An 18,213-nucleotide genomic window follows, 5' to 3' on the forward strand; every position below is an offset into this window, starting at 1 on the left:
TCAGGCCGCCGCCCCCGCCGCGAACATCGCTTCGATCTCGGCTTCCGCGTAGCCCAGCTCGGCCAGCACCTCGCGGGTGTGCTCCCCCAGTTTCGGCGAGGCCGGGCGCCGCTCGGCGTCGGCGCCGGGGAAGCGGGCGGGGGAGGCGACCGAGCGGAACGTCCCGCCCTGGCCGTCCTCCACCTCCACGAAGGCGCCGGCGGCCGCGGCCTGGGGATCGGCGGCCACGTCGGCGGGCGTCTGGACCGGCGCCCACACGAGGTCCGCGGCGTCGAGACGGCGGGCGATCTCGTCGAAGGGGAGAGCAGCGAAGGCCTTGTCGAACTCCACGGTGAGTGCGCGGGCGTTCTCGCGCCGGGCCTTGCCGCTGGCGAAGCGTTCGTCGGCGACGAGGTCGGGCCGGCCGGCCGCCTGGCAGAAGGCCTCCCAGCCGCCGCCCGCGCCGCGCGGATTGTGCACGAACCAGCGGCCGTCGGCGCTCCGGTAGAAGTTGGCCAGGGCGTTGATCGGATTGTCGCGGGTGCGGGCCGAGGCGAGGCGGCCGAACTTCAGTTGCACCGCCAGGTCCGAGCCCATGACGTAGATCCCCGTCGCCAGCAGCGAGGTCTGCACGAGGCGGCCCTGGCCGGTCCGCTCGCGCTCGTAGAGGGCGGCAAGGATGGCCGAGACGGTGGCCAGCGAGGTCGTGTGGTCGCCCACGCCAGAGCGCAGCAGGAAGGGGTCCATGCCCTTGGGGGCGGTCATGCTGGCCACGCCGGCGCGGGCCCAGAAGGCGGTGACGTCGAAGCCGGGCTTGTGCGCCTCGGGCCCTTCCAGGCCGTAGCCGGTGATGACCGCGTAGACGAGGCGGGGGTTGGCCTTGCGCAGGGTCCCGTCGTCGAGGCCCGCCCGCTTGAGCGACGCGGGGCGGACGTTGGTCAGGAAGACGTCGGCCTGGGCGGCCAGCTTGGCCAAGGCCGCGCGGCCCTCTGGCTTGGAGATGTCGAGCACGATCCCGCGCTTGCCGCGGTTGTCGAGGTCGAAGGTCGGATTGGCGCCCAGGTCCGTCTTAAGGTCGCCGAAGATGTGGCGCATGGCGTCGCCCTCGGGCCGTTCGACCTTGATCACGTCGGCGCCCCAGTCGGCCAGGATGCACGCGGCTCCCGGCCCGGCGATGTAGGCGGTGAAGTCGACGACCTTCAGACCTTGCAGCAGCACGCATCCCTCCCGTTTTGAAGGGCATTTAAACGCGTGTTGGAGACCTTGTCAGGCCACCGCGCGGTCGTTGGCGGCGGGGCGGGCCGACAGGGCTTCGGCGATGGCGCGGGCCGCGGCGGTCACGGCCACCGGCCGGCGCAGCAGGGCGTCGGCTCCGGCGGTCTGGCAGTCCCGGGCCTCGTCCAGGTCCCCCCCGATCAGGGCGACCACTGGCGTGCGAGCGGCGTCCCCGGTCAGGCGGCGGAGCGCGGCGATCGTCTCGGGCCCGTCCATCCCGGGCATCCGCCCCGACACCACGGCGAGGTCGAAATCGCAGATCCGGGCGAGCTCCACCGCGCGGGTCCCGTCGACCGCGTGGACGACCTGGTGGCCGAGCTGTTCGAGAGTGGCGCGCAGCATGGCCGCGCCGAGGGGGTCGGCGTCCACCGCCAGGACGCGCAGGCGCCGGCCCTCGGCCTCGAGGGCGGGCGGGGCGTCCGCGGAAGGCGCCTCGGCGGCGGGGTCGAAGGGCAGTTCCAGGGTGAAGCAGCTTCCGACGCCGACGGCGCTCTGGGCGCGCACCTCGCCGCCCATCAGCCGGGCGAGGCGGCAGGCGAGCGGCAGGCCCAGGCCCGCGCCCGGCGCGCCGGCGCTGGTCCGGGCGATCCGCTGGAAGGGTTGCAGGGCGAGCGCCAGCTCCTCGTCCGATAGGCCCGGGCCGGTGTCGGCGACGGCCACGGCGATCCGGCCGTCGCCGGTGCGGGTCAGGCGCGCCTCGATGCGGCCGCGCAGGGTGAACTTCACGGCGTTGCCGATCAGGGCGGAGAGTATCTGGCGGGCCCGGGCGGGGTCGGCGATGGCCGCGCCGGCGCCGCCGGATGCGAGGTCGGGCTCAACGTGCAGGGCGATCTCCAGCCCCTTGGCCGCGGCGGCCGGGCGGTGCAGCAGCACGAGGTCGCGGGCGAGGCCCACGAGGTCCACGGGCCGGGGCTCGACGCTGAGGCGGCCCGCCTCGGCGGTCTCGGCGTCCACGGTGGTGTTCAGCACGGACAGGAGGTCGTTCAGGGCGTCCAGCGCGGCCGAGAGCTGCTGGCGCGAGGGGGCGGCGCGGCCGCCCTTGCCGGCGGCGGCGGCCAGCACGTGGGTGACGCCGGTCAGGCCATTGCGGATCTCGTCCGACAGCGTGGAGACAAGGTCGGACTTGGAGCGGGCCAGGCGCCGGGCCGCCTCGGCCTGTTCGGCCCGTTCGGCGATCAGCACCTCGCGCTCGGCGGCCAGCAGGAACTGGCTGCGCAGGATGCGGTTCACGAGCAGGGCCAGCGCCAGCGACAGGGCGGCGGCGCCCCAGCTCAGCCTCGCCAGATCATGGTCCTCGGGCCGGCTGAACAGCACGGCGAGGGGGCCGGCGAGCGCCGCCGGCGTGACGATCAGCAGGCTGGGCAACCAGGGTGCGGCGAAGAAGACGCTGATCAGCGAGGCCGCCAGCGACAGCAGCAGCAGGCTCTCCCGCGCCGGTCCCGCGCCATCGGCGAAGACGGCGAGCTGGGCGATGGCGCCCGACCACAGGAGGCCGCCCAGGATCTGCACCCGAGCGCGAATCTTCAGGTCCAGCGCGCGCGGCGTCCTCAGCCAATGGGCGATGGCGTAGAAGGCGCCCCAGCCGATGGTGAAGAGGACGAAGCTGGCCGCCATCCACATGGCGTTGGCCGCGTGGCTGCCCACCCAGACGAGGACCGGCAGGCCCACCAGGAACGCGCCCACCGCATAGGGCAGGAGCCGGGCCTGGGCCTTCATGCCCTGTTCGTTGATGGTAAGGCCGCCGGCGTCGCGGGCGTCGTCTGCCTTGACCACGGGGGGCCTCCTTCCGAAGCTCGGCGGAAGCCTGCGCCCGGTCCGGTTGGCGGGCGGTTACGCGAGAGCGTTAATCCACAGATTCGGCCGGCAACCTTCGATTAAGCTTAACTGGAGAAAACTCGACTCGTGGGACTCCGGTCCCGGGGCCTGGGGATTTCGAGGGGCATGGCGACCACGCGTTCGGCGCTGACGGAGAGCGATATCCGCACGCTGCTGAAGGGCGCCACCCCGGACGAGCGGGCGGCGGCCGCGCGCAAGCTGTGCGGCGCCATCGAGCGCGCGCCCATGTCGGACGAAGACCGCACTCTCGCCGCCGAGATCCTGCGGGTGATGGCGGCCGACGCCGCCGAACTGGTGCGCCGGGCGCTGGTGGACACCCTGAAGGCCTCGCCGGTGGTGCCACGCGACGTGGCCCTGAAGCTGGCCCGCGACGTCGAGAGCATCTGCCTGCCGATGCTGGCCTTCTCGCCGGCCTTCACGGACGAGGATCTGGCCGAGATCGTCCGCCTCGGCGGACCGGTGCGCCAGCTCGCCATCGCCAAGCGTCCCGTCCTGAGCCGCACGGTCACCGACGCCCTGGCGGAGCATGGCGGCGAGCGCGCGGTCTCGTCGGCCTGCGGCAACGACCGCGCCGAGTTCACGGAATCCGCCCTGCAGAAGGTCATCGACCGCTTCGAGCAGTCGGAGCGGGTGCTGGCCGCCATCGCCTATCGCTCGGTCCTGCCGCTGTCGGTTACCGAGCGGCTGATCACCCTGGTCAGCGACCAGCTCCGCGATCACCTGATCACCCGCCACGCGATCTCGCCCGAGCGGGCCATGGAGATCGCCATGGGGACCGCCGAGCGGGCCGCGGTCGATCTCGTGGACCAGGCCGGCCGCGCCGCCGATATGAAGGGCTTCGCGGCCCACCTGCGGGCCGAGAACAAGCTCACCGCGTCCCTGCTGCTCCGGGCCTTGGCGCACGGGCACATGACGTTCTTCGAGTGGGGCGTGGCCGAGCTCGCCGGCGTGCCGCACCACCGGACCTGGCTGATGATCCACGACGCCGGCCCCCTGGGTCTGCGGGCCATCTACGAGCGCGCAGGGCTTCCGGCCCGCCTGTTCCCGGCCTTCCGGGCCGCGGTCGACGCCTTCCACGCCCTGGAGTTCGACGGCGGCGTGCGCGACCGCGAGCGGTTCCAGGAGCGCATGCTCCAGCGCTTCCTCACCCAGCCCCAGGCGGCGACGCGCGAGGACGTGGACTACCTGCTGGAGCGGATGAACCGCAGCCGCCCTGCGTCGCGTGACGTGGCGGAAACCGCCTAAAACCGCCTGAAACCCTTGCCCGGGCTCCCCGCCGAGCCCAAGCTTGAGTCATGAGCCAAGCCCAGAACGCCGTGGAAATCCGTCCGGCGGCCACCATCCTCCTGCTGCGCGACGACCCGGCCTTCGAGGTCCTGATGGTCAAGCGGCACCACCAGATCGACTTCGCGTCCGGCGCCCTGGTCTTCCCGGGCGGCAAGTCGCACGCCGGCGACCATGACCCGGCCTGGGCCGACCACGCCAGCGGCTGGGACCGGTTCGACGCCGAGCAGCGGGGCCTGCGGATCGCGGCGATCCGCGAGGTCTTCGAGGAGGCCGGCCTCCTGCTGGCCGAGCACGCCGACGGCGCGCCGTTCGCCGAAGCCTGTCCGCTGGAAGTCCGCGAGGCGGTGGACGCGGGCCGGCTGGCGTTCCTGGACGTGGTGCGGGAGCTGGGCGTGCGGCTGAGCCTGGAGGCGCTCACCGTCTTCGCCCGCTGGATCACGCCGCCGATCATGCCCAAGCGGTTCGACACCTGGTTCTACGCCGTGCGCGCGCCCGAGGGGCAGCTCGCCGCCTGCGACGGGCGCGAGACCGTGGACGCCGAATGGATCGCGCCCTCGGAGGTCCTGCGGCTGGCCGAGGCGGGCGAGCGGACGGTGATCTTCCCCACCCGCATGAACCTGCGGCTGCTGGGGGAGGCGGCCAGCGCGGCCGATGCGGTCGCCCGGGCGCAGGCGCGCGAGCTTGTCACCGTGACGCCGAAGGTGGAGGTGCGGCCGGAGGGACGCGTGCTGGTGCTGCCGCCGGAAGCTGGCTACGGCGATGTGGCCGAGCCGCTGGAGCGGATCGGCGCCTGAGGCGCCTAGGCGCCGAATTCCCGGACGCGGCTTTCCAGTTCCTGGACCAGGGCCTTGCCGACCGGATGGTCCTCGCCCTTGATGCCGTCGCGGACGGCGGCCTTGATCGCGTCGATGTGGGCGTCGATCAGCGGCATGGGCGCGTCGAGGCGCTTGTCCTTGTCGTCGATCAGCCGGCACAGCAGGCCGGCGATACGGGTGATCAGCGGGAAGCCGTAGGTGGAGCCCAGGCCCTTCAGGTCGTGGGCGCGCAGGTAGAGCGTGTCCATGCTCTCGACGGTGACGCCGCTGGCGCGGACGCCCTGGCGCGCGGCCTCGAGCTTGCCGACCTCGTCGTTCAGCCACTGGGCGAAATTGCCGGAAAGGCTCTGCAGCGCGGCCTCGGCCTTGGCGATCGCCGCGGCGTCGATGGCGCCCAGCCGGCCGCCGCCGACCTTCAGGCGAAGGGCGTTGGGCGGCTGGATCAGGTGACCGGACTTTGGCTCGCTCACTGGGGCTCTCCTGGCAGGGTCGCCCGGCGATCTTAAGGACAACCCGTTAATAACACCTGAGCCGTGGGCGGACCTGTTGCTCAAACGGAGAATTGTTCGGCGAGCACGCGCTCTTCGAGGCTACGGCCGGCGTCGAAGAGCATGGTGATGGAGACGCTCCGGTCCTCGGCCACATTCACATGCGTGACATCCCGGACCTCGAAATTGTCGGCCACGGCGCTGACCGGCCGCTTGTCGGCCTCGAGTACGTCGAAGGCCACCTTGGCGGTGTGGGCCAGGAGGGCGCCGCGCCACCGGCGAGGCCGGAAGGCGCTGATCGGCGTCAGGGCCAGGATCTTGGCGTCGAGCGGGATGATCGGCCCGTGGGCGGAGAGGTTGTAGGCCGTGGAGCCGGCCGGCGTCGCCACCAGGGCCCCGTCGCACTGGAGCTCGCCCAGCCGCACCTTGCCGTCGACCGAGATCCGCAGCTTGGCGGTCTGGCGCGTCTGGCGCAGCAGCGAGACCTCGTTGAAGGCCAGCGCCACGTGAGTCTCGCCGCGGATGTCCTGCGCCGTCATGCGCAGGGGATGGATGACGGCCTTCTCGGCGGCGTTGATCCGGTCGAGCAGACCGTCCTCGCTATACTCGTTCATCAGGAAGCCGACCGAGCCGCGGTTCATGCCGTAGATCGGCTTGCCCGATTCCATGCGCCGGTGGACGGTCTCGAGCATGAAGCCGTCCCCGCCCAGGGCCACGATCGCCTGGGCCTCGGCCTCGCCGGCGTCGCCATACCGCTCGACCAGGCGGGCGCGGGCCTCCTGCGCCTCCGGGCGGTCGCTGGCCTCGAAGGTGAGGCGCGTGACGAAGGGTTCGGGCTTGAACATCGGCCGGTCAGAAGCGCTGAAGCCGGCGCGTCTGTCAAAGGTCTTAAAGCGACTTGGCGGCCTGCCGGAACGCCGCGCCGGCGACGGTGGGGGTGACCGGGGCGAAGGCTCCGGAGGCCCGCCGCGCGGACTCCGCGCCGCCGCCCGGCATCCCGTCGTTCAGGCTACGGACGAGCTCCAGGATGGTCGGGAAGGCGCTGCGATCGATGCCCACGGCGGCGCAGGCCAGGCCCAGGAGCTCGGGCCGGTCGGAATCGATGGCCCGCCGGATGTGGTCGGGCTCGAAGCGTCCCAGCATCGACAGCGCCGTGATGAACAGCGTCAGACGTCCCTCGCGCAGGGCGCGGACGAGGTAGCCGGGCCGAAGCTGGCCCGCGGCGTGCAGCTTGTCGATCAGCCGCCGCTCCATCTCCTCGCGCTCGCCGTCGCGGGCGAGGACGACCATGGACTGGCTGTCCCGGGGCACGCCTGCGTGGGCCTCGGCGACGGCCGCGGCCATGACCCGGTCCAGGGCGTCGGAATCCAGCCGGAAGCGCTCGGCGAGCGAGCGGCGCAGCGCCTGGCCCACCCACAGGTACAGCCGCTCGGCCAGGTCGCTGGTCAGGCGGGGATGGCGAGACAGAGGCGTGCGCAGGGCCGCGATCTGGCGCGACATCTCGACCAGCTCGGCCATGTCCCGCGGGGAGAGTTCGGCGGTCGGATTGCCGGCCAGCGCCGTCAGAACGGCGGGCTCGGCCTGGTGCAGGATCGCGGAGACCACGTTCTGGGAGATCTTCGGCCGGCGCGCGATCTCGATCTGGTGCTCGATGGTGGCCTCGACCAGCAGGCGCACGAGGTCCACGTCGCGCAGCAGCGGGCTGTCGGCGATGATCGGGCGGGCGATCTCGATGTCGTCGAGCGCGAGCACGTTGACCAGGGCCGGCGGGGCCCAGTCGGCGGTGGCGAGCTTCTCGGCCAGCCGCTTGCGGATGTCGCGCTCGGCCTCGACCACGAGGCTCATGAAGATGGAGCTGAGGAGCGCCTGGATCGGTTCGGCCTGCATGGCCTCGCCGGCGTGGGGCGTGTCGCACAGGTCCACGATCGCCAGGAGAAGGCGTTCGCGGTCCGCCGGCGCGCGGCTCTTAGCGAGGTCGAGCAGACTTTCGCTGCTCATGGCGAGGCTCACCCCAACCCCCAATCTTGTCCATTCTGAACACGACGGTAGCCAATTAGCCGGCCGCGAATGAAAACATGCTTAAAGTCCGCGACGTTCGCTCAGGACACGGGAAGGGGACCGAGGAACCATGGCCGAACCGCTGATTCTCGCGCTCGACCAGGGCACCACCAGCACCCGCGCGATCCTGTTCGCCGCCGACGGCCGGGCGCTGGCCGAGGCGGGCCGGCCGCTGCGCCAGCACTACCCCCGCGACGGCTGGGTGGAGCACGACGCCGAGGAGATTTTCGAGGCCTCCGTGGCCGTCCTGCGCGAGGCGGTGGAGAAGGCCGGCCGCGGCATGGCCGAGGTCAGCGCCATCGGCGTCACCAACCAGCGCGAGACGGCGGTGATCTGGGACCGGGAGACGGGCCAGCCGATCCACCGCGCCATCGTCTGGCAGGACCGCCGCACCGAACCCGCCTGCCAGCGCCTGCGCGAGGACGGCCGCGAGCCGCGGGTGACCGAGATCACCGGCCTGCTGCTCGATCCATATTTTTCCGGGACGAAGTTCGCCTGGCTGCTCGACAACGTGGCCGGGGCCCGCGAGGCGGCCGGGGCGGGGCGCCTGCTGGCCGGCACCATCGACGCCTGGGTGATCTGGAAGCTGACGGGCGGGCGGGTCCACGCCACCGACGCCACCAACGCCTCGCGGACCCTGCTCTACGACATCGGGCGGGGGGAATGGTCGGCCGAGATGGCCGACATGCTGGACGTGCCGCTCGGCCTGATGCCGGACGTGCGCGACTGCGCCGACGACTACGGGGAGACGGAGGCCGGCCTGCTCGGTCGCGCGGTGCCGATCCGGGGCGTGGCCGGCGACCAGCAGGCGGCCCTGATGGGCCAGGGCTGCGTGCGGCCGGGCGAGATGAAGGCCACCTACGGCACCGGCTGCTTCATGCTGGTCAACACCGGAGAGACGAAGGCGCCGTCACGGTCGCGGCTGCTGACCACCATCGCCGCCCGGGTGGGCGGGCGGACGACCTACGCCCTGGAGGGCGCGATCTTCATCGCCGGCGCCGCGATCCAGTGGCTGAACGAGGGTCTGGGCGTCCCCGGCGGGCCCCAGGCGGCCGAGGCGCTGGCGGCGAGCGCGCGGCCGGATCACGGCGTGACCCTGGTGCCCGCTTTCACCGGCCTGGGGGCGCCGTGGTGGGACGCCGGCGCCCGGGGCGCGATCTTCGGCCTGACGCGGGATTCCGGGGTCGCCGAGATCGCCCAGGCCGCCTTCGACGCCTGCGCGCTGCAGACCCGCGACCTGATCGAGGCCATGCGCGCCGACGCCCCCGACGCCTTCGCGGGCGACGTGGAGATGCGGATCGACGGCGGCATGTCGAAAAGCGCCTGGTTCAGCCAGCGGCTGGCCGACCTGATCGGCGTGCGTGTCTGCCGGGCGTCCTATCAGGAGACGACGGCTCTGGGCGCGGCCCTGTTCGCGGGCCTGGGCGCCGGAATCTACGCCAGCGTAGAGGAGGCCGCGGCCTCGCGGCCGGGCACGGAAGGCTATGCGCCCGCGCCCGACAATACGCTGCGGGAGTCGGCCTACGCCCGCTGGCTGGACGCCGTGGCGCGGGTGCGGACCGGCTAGACGATCCGCACTTCCGCCGGCCCCTCGACCATGCGGCCCACGATCCGCGCCGCCTCGAATCCGCGCGCGTGGGCCAGCGCGAGGACCCGCTGGGCCGCCTCGGGCGCGACGGCGATCAGCAGGCCGCCGCTGGTCTGGGGGTCGGTCAGCAGGTCGCGCCGCCAGTCGGGCTGGTCCGCCGGCTCGCGCACCGCCTCGCCGTAGCTGGCCCAGTTGCGCCCGGACGCGCCCGTGCGGACGCCGGCCTGGACGAGGGTCTCGACGCCCGGCAGCAGGGCGGGCGAGGCGGCCTCGATCTCGGCGGCGAGACCCGCGCCGCGGCACATCTCCAGCGCGTGGCCCAGCAGGCCGAAGCCGGTGACGTCGGTCACGGCGTGGACCTCGGCGATCTCGGGCAGCTCGGCGCCCAGGGTGTTCAACCGCGTGGTGGAGGCGATCAGGGCGTCGTAGCCGGCGGCGTCCAGGCGCTCCTGCTTGAAGGCGGCGCTCAGCACGCCCACGCCCAGGGCCTTGGTCAGGATCAGCACGTCGCCCGCGCGCGCATTCCGATTGGCCAGCACCCTGTCGGGATGGACGAGACCCAGCGCCACCAGGCCGTAGATCGGCTCGACGCTGTCGATGGAATGGCCGCCCGCCACGGGAATCCCCGCCTCGGCGCAGACCGAGGCGCCCCCCGCAAGGATCGCCCCGATGGTGTCGGGATCGAGCTTGCCGACCGGCATGCCCACGATGGCCAGCGCCAGGATCGGCCGCCCGCCCATGGCGTAGACGTCCGACAGCGCGTTGGTCGCCGCGATCCGGCCGAAGTCGAAGGGATCGTCCACCACCGGCATGAAGAAGTCGGTGGTGGCCACCAGGGCCTGACCGTCGTTCAGGCGCCAGACGGCGGCGTCGTCCGAAGTCTCGGTCCCGACGAGCAGGTCGGGGAAGGCCGCGGCGGCCGGCATCTTGGACATGATCTCGCGCAGGACGGCGGGCGCCAGCTTGCAGCCGCAGCCGCCGCCGTGGGCGAGGGAGGTGAGGCGCACAGGCTCGGACATGGGCTCTCCGTCGTCGGTGAAGCGCGCTATAGCACCCTCATGGGCCCCCAGGTCACCGAAGACGTCTCGGCGGAAGCGCTCGCGCGGTTCGACATGGTCATCGACGTGCGCAGTCCGGCCGAGTTCGCCGAGGACCACCTGCCCGGCGCCGTGAACCTGCCGGTGCTCTCGAATGAGGAACGCGCCGAGGTCGGGACGATCTATGTCCAGGAGTCGCGCTTCAAGGCCCGGCGGATCGGCGCGGCCCACGTCGCCCGCAACGTGGCCCGCCACCTGGAGACGGCGCTGGCCGACAAGCCGGGCGGCTTCAAACCCCTGGTCTATTGCTGGCGGGGCGGCATGCGGTCGAACGCCATGGCCCACATCCTGGCCCAGGTGGGATGGCGCACGACCGTGCTGGCCGGCGGCTACCGGACCTGGCGCCGGCATGTGACGGCCCGTCTGTACGACGGCGCGCTGAACCTCGATTTCGTGCTGCTGGATGGCCACACCGGTTCGGCCAAGACCGAACTCCTGGGGCTGATCGCGGAGCGGGGGTTGCAGACCCTGGACCTCGAAGGCCTGGCGGCGCATCGCGGCTCGCTGTTCGGAGCGCTGAAGGACCGTCCCCAGCCCAGCCAGAAGCTGTTCGAGAGCCGTCTGCTCGCGGCCCTGGACGACCTGGACCCGGCTCGCCTGGTCGTGGCCGAGGCGGAATCCAGCAAGATCGGCGAGCGCATACTGCCGCCGGCGCTCTGGGCCCGCCTGGCCGCTGCGCCGCGCATCGAGCTCTCGGCGGGACAGGCCGAGCGCGCCCGCTACCTCGTGGAGGCCTACCGGGACATCATCGCCGACCGTCCCGCGCTGGAGGAGGCGTTCCGCCGCCTGCCGGTGCATCCGAGCCGCCGGCGCCTGGAGGGCTGGCGCGCGCTGGCGGACGCGGGCCGGTTCGCGGACCTGGCCGGCGCGGTGATGGAGCTGCATTACGACCCGGCCTACGACCGCTCCCGCAGGAAGCACGAGCGGCCGCTCGTGGGATGCATCGCGCTCGATCCCTCCGATCCGGCGGACCGCGCGCGGGCGGCCGACGAGACGGTGGCGGTCATCGGCGCGCTTGACGCTGGCGCGGCGGGGCGCGAGTCTGAACGGCGATAATCAAGGGATCCGAGGAGACGGCCATGGCGGACGGTTCGGCGGCGGGCGTGGTCTCGCTGAAAGGCAAGGTGAGCGCCGAGGAGTGGCAGGCCCGCGTCGACCTGGCCGCGCTCTACCGGCTGGTGGCGCTGCACGGGTGGGACGACCTCATCTACACCCACATCTCGGCCCGCATCCCCGGGCCCGAGCACCACTTCCTGATCAATCCCTACGGCATGCTGTTCGAGGAGATCACCGCCTCGTCGCTGGTGAAGATCGACCTGGACGGCAACATCCTCCAGGACACGCCCTACTTCATCAACCCTGCGGGCTTCACGATCCACTCGGCCATCCACCAGGCGCGCGATGACGCCAAGTTCGTGATGCACCTGCATTCGGATCAGGGCGTGGCCGTGGCCGCCCAGAAGGAGGGCCTGCTGCCCCTGTCGCAGCATGCGCTGATCGTCCTGCCCAGGCTGGCCTATCACGACTACGAGGGCATCGCGCTCAACCTCGACGAACGCGAGCGGCTGGTGGCCGACATCGGCGACAAGTGCCTGATGCTCCTGCGCAACCACGGCACGCTCTCGGTGGGCGAGACCGCCGGCGACTGCTGGGTGGGGATGTTCTTCCTGGAACGGGCCTGCAAGCAGCAGGTCATGGCCCTCTCGGCCGGACGCGAGAACGTGCTGATGGCGCCGCAGGCCTCGGTCGAGGAGGTCAGGATGCAGACGTCTCGCGGAATCGGCGGCGGCCTCGCCTGGCCGGGCTGCCTGCGCCGCCTCGACCGCGAACTGCCGGGCTACGACGCCTAAAAAAGCTACAGCCAAGATGTTGAAGGACGCCCGCCGGGATCGGCGGGCGTCTTTTCGTGTCACGTTTCAAGGGCGAAACGCAAAGCCATCCTGCTGTCACTGGATCGCGTGTAAGAGGCGCCCTAAGAGCGCGCGAAATCCCAGAGCATGAACGCCCAGCGATAGTCGGGCGTCGGAGCACCAGAGTCTTGATCAAACGCCACTTCTTTCTCGCAGCGGCCCTCGTCTTGCTGGCGGTCATGGTGGTGGTCGGCGGCTTAAAGGTGATCGCGCTCAAGACGGGCAAGGGCGAGGGCGGACCGCCCGGCGCCTCAGCGCCGCCGGGAGCTCCCCAGGGCAAGGGCGGGGGCGGACGCGGCCCGGGCGGCGGCTTCGGCGCCACCGAGGTCTCGGTCGTGGCCATCCAGCCCCGGACGTTCATCGACACCATCGAGGTGCTGGGGGTGGCCAAGGGCCGCCAGTCGGTGACCCTGTCGGCCGCCGCCACGCAGCTCGTGGACCGCGTGCGCTTCACCGACGGCCAGCAGGTGCCCAAGGGCGCGGTGCTGGTGGAGCTGCGCAACACCGAGCAGGACGCTGGCATCGCCCAGGCCGAGGCCCGGGTGGTCCAGGCCCGGCGCGCCTACGACCGCTACCAGGCCCTTGGCGAACAGGGCTTCGCCTCCAAGGCGGCCATCGACCAGTACGAGGCGGCGTATCGCACGGCCCAGGCGGACCTGGCCGCCGCCCGCGCCCGTCTGAACGACCGCGTCATCCGCGCCCCGTTCGCCGGCGTCGTCGGCCTGTCGGACGTGGCGCCCGGCGCCCTGGTGAACCCGGGCGCGCCCATCGTCACCCTGGACGACATCTCGGCCATCCGCGTCGATTTCCAGGTGCCCGAGCGCTACCTGGCCCAACTCCGCGAAGGCCAGCCGATCGTGGCCACCGTGGACGCCTATCCCGGCGAGACCATCGCCGGCCGCATCGCCAAGCTCGACACCCGCGTGGACGAACGGACCCGCGCCATCACCGCGCGCGCCGAGTTCCCCAATCCCGATCGCCGGCTGAAGCCCGGCATGCTGGTGCGGGTGGGCGTCTCCCGCGGCCAGCGCCAGAGCCTGAGCGCCCCTGAGTCCGCCGTCTCGGTGCAGGGGGATTCGGCCTTCGTCTATGTGGTGCAGGCCGCCGGCCAGCGTACGATGGCCGAGCAGCGCCCGATCGTGACGGGCGCGCGCCAGCAGGGTTTCGTCGAGATCATGGACGGCGTGCGGGCAGGCGAGCGGATCGTCGCCGACGGCCTCAACAAGATCCAGCCCGGCCAACCGGTGCGCATCGCCGCCGCCAGCGCGCGGCCGGCCAGCCCGCGGCCCGCGGCATGATGCTGTCCGACATCTCCGTCCGCCGCCCGGTCTTCGCGGCCGTGGCGGCCATCATCCTGTGCGTCGTGGGCTTCGCCTCGTTCAGCGCGCTGACCGTCCGGGAACTGCCCAGCGTGGATCCGCCGGTGGTGTCGGTATCGACGACCTATCGCGGCGCGTCCGCCGAGGTCATCGAGGAGCGCATCACCGAAGTCATCGAGCGTCAGGTCGCCGGCCTGGAAGGCATCGATCGGATCGAGTCGGCGTCCCGCGACGGCTCCTCGCGGATCAGCATCTCGTTCAAGCTCAGCCGTGACCTGGACGCCGCCGCCAACGACGTGCGCGACGCGGTCAGCCGCGTGACCGCCAACCTGCCCGACCAGGCCGATCCGCCGCAGATCCAGAAGGCGAACGCCGACGCCTCGCCGATCATGTTCCTGAGCTTCTCGTCGACGACGCTGAACCGGCTCCAGCTCACCGACTACGCCCAGCGCTACCTGGTCGAGCGGCTGTCGACCGTGCCCGGCGTGGCGAACGTCGGCGTCGGCGGCGCGCAGAACTACGCCATGCGCATCTGGCTCGATCCCGACGCCATGGCGGGCCGCGGGATCACCGTCGAGGACGTGGAGACCGCCCTCAACAGCCAGAACCTCGAATTGCCGGCGGGCGCGCTGGAGGCCCCGGCCAAGGACTTCACCATCCGCGTCGCGCGCGGCTACGCCACGCCCGAACAGTTCGCCAGGCTGCCGATCACGCCCGCGCGCACCGTCGCCCAGACCCAGGCCTCGGCCGTCGTCGGCGGGTCCGCGGCCACGCCGGGCGCGCCTCAGGGCGTGGTCCGCGACGTCGCGGCCACCGCCAAGAGCGAAACCTACATCACCCGCCTGGGCGACATCGCGCGGGTGGAGGAGGGGCCGGACGAATACCGGCGCAGCTTCCGCTCGAACGGCCGGGAGATGGTCGGGATCGCCATCTTCCGGCAGAGCCTCGCCAACGACCTCGAGATTTCGGACGGCGTCCGGAAGGCCATCCAGGAGATCAGGCCCGGTCTGCCCAAGGGCAGCGACCTCCAGGTGTCGGTCGACTACACCGAGTTCACGCGGCACGCGATCGAGGAGGTGTGGATCACCATGGCCATCTCGCTCGGCTGCGTGGCCCTGGTGAACTTCCTGTTCCTGGGAACCTGGCGGGCGGCGCTGATCCCGTCGATCGTGGCCCCCATCTGCATCCTGTCGACCTTCATCGTGCTCGCCCCGCTGGGCTTTTCGATCAACCTGCTGACGCTTCTGGCGCTGGTGCTGGCCATCGGCCTGGTGGTCGATGACGCCATCGTGGTGGTCGAGAACATCCAGCGCCGGATCGACGAGGGCGAGCCGCCGGTGGTGGCCGCCCAGCGCGGCGCGCGGCAGGTGTTCTTCGCCGTCGTCGCCACGACCATCGTGCTGATCTCGGTGTTCGCGCCCCTGATGTTCCTGCCCGGCTTCATCGGCCGGCTGTTCGTCGAGCTGGCGGTCGCCGTGGCGGGGGCCGTGGCGTTCTCGGCGCTGCTGGCGCTGTCGCTGTCGCCGATGCTGGCCTCCAAGCTGCTGCGCCCGGCCAAGGGCGAGGGGCCCGTCGCACGGATCGTGGATTCCGCGATGAACAGCCTGAAGTCCTCGTACCACGCGTCGCTGGACAAGATGCTGGGCCTGCGCTCGGTGTCGATCACCGCCTCGGGGCTCGTGCTGGTGCTGGCGGCCGCCGCCATCGGCGTGTTCAGCGTCCTGCCGCGGGAACTCACCCCCGAGGAGGACCGCCGGCGGGCCCAGGTGACGATCGTCGCGCCGGAGGGCGCCGGCTACGACTACACGCGCGCCGCCGCCCAGAAGGTCGAGCAGGTTCTGATGCGCTATCTGAACGAAGGCGTGCTGGACCGCTATGTGATGGTCACGCCCCGGTTCGGCGGCTCGGGCAGTTTCAACACCGCCGGCGGCAACACCATGCTGTCCGACAAGACCGACATGACGACCCAGGAGTACGCCGCCAAGCTGAACCGCGAGCTTTCGAGCGTCACCTCGGTGCGCGCCATCATCTCGCCCGAGGGCGGGCTTCAGCGCGGCGGCCCGGGCGGCGGCGGGGGCTCCAGCGTCCAGCTCATCGCGACGGGGGTGGACTATCCGGAGATCGAGCGCTGGATTCGCCCGATCCTGGCCGCCGCCGAGGCCAACCCCGGCCTGGGCCGGCCGCGCCTGGACTACGAGCCGACCAGCCCCCGCGTCGTCGTGGACATCGACCGCGACAAGGCCGCGGCCCTGGGGGTCTCGGCTCAGACCATCGGCCGGGCGCTCGAGACCATGTTCGGCTCCCGCCGGGCGACGACCTACATCCGCGACGGCCAGGAGTACGACGTGCTCCTGCAGACCGACCGCTCCCGGCGTCAGACCGAGGACGACCTGCGCAAGCTCTACGTCCGCAGCGCCTCGGGCGAGCCGGTGCCGCTGGCCTCGGTGGTGAGCACCCGGGTGCGCGGCGACACGCCGGATCGCCGGCGGGTCGACCGTCTGCGCTCGATCACGCTGACGGCCCAGTTGAACCCCGGCTATTCCATGGGCGAGGCCATCGACTTCCTGAAGGCCGAGGCGGCCAAGCAGCCCGCGGCCGGCGGCGGGGTGAAGTGGGGCGGCGGGGCGCGGGATTACCTGGAGTCGTCCGGCGCCGTGGGCCTCGCCTTCGGCCTGGCCCTGCTGCTCGTGTTCCTGGTGCTCGCCGCGCAGTTCGAGAGCTGGATCCACCCGGCCGTCATCATGCTGACCGTGCCCATCGCCACGCTCGGCGGCCTGTTCGGTCTGCTGATCGCCGGATCGTCGATCAACACCTACAGCCAGATCGGCCTGATCATCCTGGTCGGCATCGCCGCCAAGAACGGTATCCTGATCGTGGAGTTCGCCAACCAGCTCCGCGACGAGGGCCTGTCGATCCGCGAGGCGGTGATCGAAAGCGCGTCCCTGCGCCTGCGGCCGATCATCATGACCTCGATCTCGGCGGCGGCCGGCGCGATCCCGCTGATCGTCTGGGGCGGGGCGGGCGGAGAATCCCGCAAGACCATCGGCGTGACGATCTTCTTCGGGGCGATCTTCGCCACCATGGTCACGCTGTTCGTGGTGCCGGTGTTCTACAACATGCTGGCGCGCTTCACGAAGTCGCCCCAGGCCACGGCGCGCCGCATCGAGGCCTTCGAGGAGGCCGAGCGGGCCCGCGTCGCCAACGCCGCCGAATAGCCCAAAAGAAGAGGCCTCCCGCACGCGGGAGGCCTTGAAGGGAGGGTGCGCCCGGGACCGGCAAGGGGGAGATCGGTCCCGCGCAGGCCGGCTCGTAGGGCAAGCCGGCCAAAAGGCTGTCGGACAGATGCAGATGTTCGACGCGCGCCACCATGCGCCGGCCGCAAATGCTCGTCAAGGTTGTCCAGTCGCCGGTCTCGCCTGTTTTGGGAGAGCGGCCGTCACTGGGGCTTGTGGCCGGTCTCGACCATGAGGAAGGCGATCAGATCGCGGCGGTCCTTCTCGTCCTTGAGGCCGGCGAAGGACATCTTGGTGCCGGGGAGATAGGTCTGGGGCTTGGCCAGCCACTGGTCGAGGTGATTGGCGTCCCAGACGATGTCCGCCTTCTCGACGGCCTCGGAATACTTGAAGCCCTCGACCTTGCCAGCCTCCCGGCCGAAGACGCCGTGCAGGTTCGGGCCGGTCATGTTGGCGCCGCCTGGGGTGATGGTGTGGCACGAGCGGCAGAGGGCGAACTTCGCCTCGCCGTTGGCCAGATCGGCGGCGTTGTAGGGCGCGGGCAGGGACGCCAGGATCTTCTGCTTCTCCTCGTCGGTCGGCGCGGGCGCGGCCTGTTCGGCCGTCGCGGCGGGAGTTTCCTGGGCCGGCTCGGACGTCTGCGACTTGCCGCAGGCCGCGAGCGAAACGGCGGCGATGGCGGCTGTGGCGAGAATCGGTCCCAGACGACGCATGGAAGTCTCCCTCTGAAAGGCGGCCGGCAAGCTAGCGCGAAGGCGGCCCGATGCAAGCGACGTTCAGCGGCGCCGGCGCCGTTCCCGGTTCACCGCCTCGTCCAGGGCCTGGAGGAAGCGCGAGCGGTCGGCGGCGGCGAAGGCCCTGGGGCCGCCGGTGATCTCCCCGGTGGAGCGGATGTGGTCCATAATCGCCCGCTGGGCGAGCGCCGAGCCGATGGAGTCGAGGGTGAAGGCCCGTCCGTTCGGGGCGATGGCGGCCCCGCCCGCCTTCAGCACCCGGTCAGCGAGGGGAATGTCGTTGGTCACCACGATGTCGCCCGGCCGCACCTCTCCGGCGATCCAGTCGTCGGCCACGTCCGGCCCGGCCTCCACGATCCTCCGCTCGATCAGCGGGGAGGCTGGGATCTGGATGAAGCTGTTGGAGACCACGGTGGTCTTCAGGCCGTAGCGGGCGGCCACCTTGTAGGTCTCATCCTTCACGGGGCAGGCGTCGGCGTCGATGAAGATGCGCATCGCGGCCAGACCTAGCCGAAAGGCGGGAGGGTGGCACGCGTCGTCAGGCCTTGCGCGACCCCGGGGCGCCCGGTGCAGGCTCACGCCATGAGGAGGAGC

The 18,213-nt window shown here is 71.6% G+C and carries 15 protein-coding genes; 7 read left to right on the forward strand and 8 right to left on the reverse strand.

Translation table 11 applies throughout. The features are described from left to right. Both ACK4TT_RS10525 and ACK4TT_RS10530 read right to left on the reverse strand, forming a co-directional pair. Positions 1-1,197 (reverse strand): CaiB/BaiF CoA transferase family protein, encoded by a 1,197-nt coding sequence (locus ACK4TT_RS10525; RefSeq protein WP_410212966.1) that lies wholly within the window; start codon positions 1,195-1,197, stop codon positions 1-3. 48 nt (positions 1,198-1,245) lie between these two features. Next, positions 1,246-3,027 carry a hybrid sensor histidine kinase/response regulator gene (locus tag ACK4TT_RS10530; RefSeq protein ID WP_410212967.1) on the reverse strand — a complete coding sequence of 594 codons (1,782 nt, stop codon included), beginning with the start codon at positions 3,025-3,027 and terminating at the stop codon, positions 1,246-1,248. A 168-nt stretch (positions 3,028-3,195) separates the two neighbouring features. On the opposite strand from ACK4TT_RS10530, the gene ACK4TT_RS10535 reads away from it, so the two are divergent. Continuing rightward, positions 3,196-4,335, forward strand: coding sequence for a DUF2336 domain-containing protein (locus ACK4TT_RS10535; RefSeq protein ID WP_409639321.1), 1,140 nt, complete (start codon positions 3,196-3,198; stop codon positions 4,333-4,335). A gap of 50 nt (positions 4,336-4,385) precedes the next feature. Further along, positions 4,386-5,171 carry an NUDIX hydrolase gene (locus tag ACK4TT_RS10540; protein WP_409639324.1) on the forward strand — a complete coding sequence of 262 codons (786 nt, stop codon included), beginning with the start codon at positions 4,386-4,388 and terminating at the stop codon, positions 5,169-5,171. A 5-nt stretch (positions 5,172-5,176) separates the two neighbouring features. Here the strand turns inward: ACK4TT_RS10540 and ACK4TT_RS10545 are convergent, their stop codons facing one another. The 3 genes from ACK4TT_RS10545 to ACK4TT_RS10555 form a co-directional block, all read right to left on the reverse strand. After that, a complete protein-coding gene (locus tag ACK4TT_RS10545; RefSeq protein WP_409639327.1) occupies positions 5,177-5,662 on the reverse strand; it encodes an Hpt domain-containing protein in 486 nt (161 codons plus the stop codon). An 80-nt stretch (positions 5,663-5,742) separates the two neighbouring features. Beyond that, on the reverse strand, positions 5,743-6,525 hold the full coding sequence (locus tag ACK4TT_RS10550; RefSeq protein ID WP_409639330.1) for an NAD kinase: 783 nt from the start codon (positions 6,523-6,525) through the stop codon (positions 5,743-5,745). Between the two features lie 43 nt (positions 6,526-6,568). Continuing rightward, positions 6,569-7,678 (reverse strand): DUF2336 domain-containing protein, encoded by a 1,110-nt coding sequence (locus tag ACK4TT_RS10555; protein ID WP_409639333.1) that lies wholly within the window; start codon positions 7,676-7,678, stop codon positions 6,569-6,571. A gap of 130 nt (positions 7,679-7,808) precedes the next feature. On the opposite strand from ACK4TT_RS10555, the gene glpK reads away from it, so the two are divergent. Continuing rightward, positions 7,809-9,305 carry a glycerol kinase GlpK gene (glpK, locus tag ACK4TT_RS10560; RefSeq protein WP_409639336.1) on the forward strand — a complete coding sequence of 499 codons (1,497 nt, stop codon included), beginning with the start codon at positions 7,809-7,811 and terminating at the stop codon, positions 9,303-9,305. Here glpK and selD read toward each other — a convergent pair. After that, positions 9,302-10,345: a selenide, water dikinase SelD gene (selD, locus tag ACK4TT_RS10565; protein ID WP_409639339.1), complete on the reverse strand. Its 1,044-nt coding sequence runs from the start codon at positions 10,343-10,345 to the stop codon at positions 9,302-9,304. The two genes, glpK and selD, sit on opposite strands and share 4 nt — an antisense overlap. Positions 10,346-10,384: 39 nt before the next feature. Here selD and mnmH point away from each other — a divergent pair, with 39 nt between their 5' ends. From mnmH to ACK4TT_RS10585, 4 genes are all read left to right on the forward strand, one after another. Continuing rightward, the gene (gene mnmH / locus ACK4TT_RS10570) at positions 10,385-11,479 is read left to right on the forward strand and encodes a tRNA 2-selenouridine(34) synthase MnmH (RefSeq protein WP_409639342.1); all 1,095 of its coding nucleotides are present in this window, start codon (positions 10,385-10,387) and stop codon (positions 11,477-11,479) included. Between the two features lie 23 nt (positions 11,480-11,502). Further along, positions 11,503-12,273 (forward strand): class II aldolase/adducin family protein, encoded by a 771-nt coding sequence (locus ACK4TT_RS10575; RefSeq protein ID WP_409639345.1) that lies wholly within the window; start codon positions 11,503-11,505, stop codon positions 12,271-12,273. A gap of 188 nt (positions 12,274-12,461) precedes the next feature. Then, complete coding sequence (locus tag ACK4TT_RS10580) at positions 12,462-13,631, forward strand: efflux RND transporter periplasmic adaptor subunit (protein ID WP_409639348.1); 1,170 nt, start codon at positions 12,462-12,464, stop codon at positions 13,629-13,631. Continuing rightward, positions 13,631-16,867, forward strand: a complete 3,237-nt coding sequence (locus tag ACK4TT_RS10585; protein WP_409639401.1) for an efflux RND transporter permease subunit — start codon at positions 13,631-13,633, stop codon at positions 16,865-16,867. Before ACK4TT_RS10580 ends, ACK4TT_RS10585 begins: the two co-directional genes overlap by 1 nt. 221 nt (positions 16,868-17,088) lie before the next feature. Here the strand turns inward: ACK4TT_RS10585 and ACK4TT_RS10590 are convergent, their stop codons facing one another. Continuing rightward, the gene (locus ACK4TT_RS10590) at positions 17,089-17,598 is read right to left on the reverse strand and encodes a c-type cytochrome (protein WP_409639351.1); all 510 of its coding nucleotides are present in this window, start codon (positions 17,596-17,598) and stop codon (positions 17,089-17,091) included. 63 nt (positions 17,599-17,661) lie between these two features. Next, the gene (locus ACK4TT_RS10595; protein WP_409639355.1) at positions 17,662-18,114 is read right to left on the reverse strand and encodes a YaiI/YqxD family protein; all 453 of its coding nucleotides are present in this window, start codon (positions 18,112-18,114) and stop codon (positions 17,662-17,664) included. Positions 18,115-18,213 lie beyond the last annotated feature (99 nt).

Origin of the sequence: Phenylobacterium sp. (genome assembly GCF_046463815.1) — a bacterium.
Lineage (GTDB): Bacteria > Pseudomonadota > Alphaproteobacteria > Caulobacterales > Caulobacteraceae > Phenylobacterium.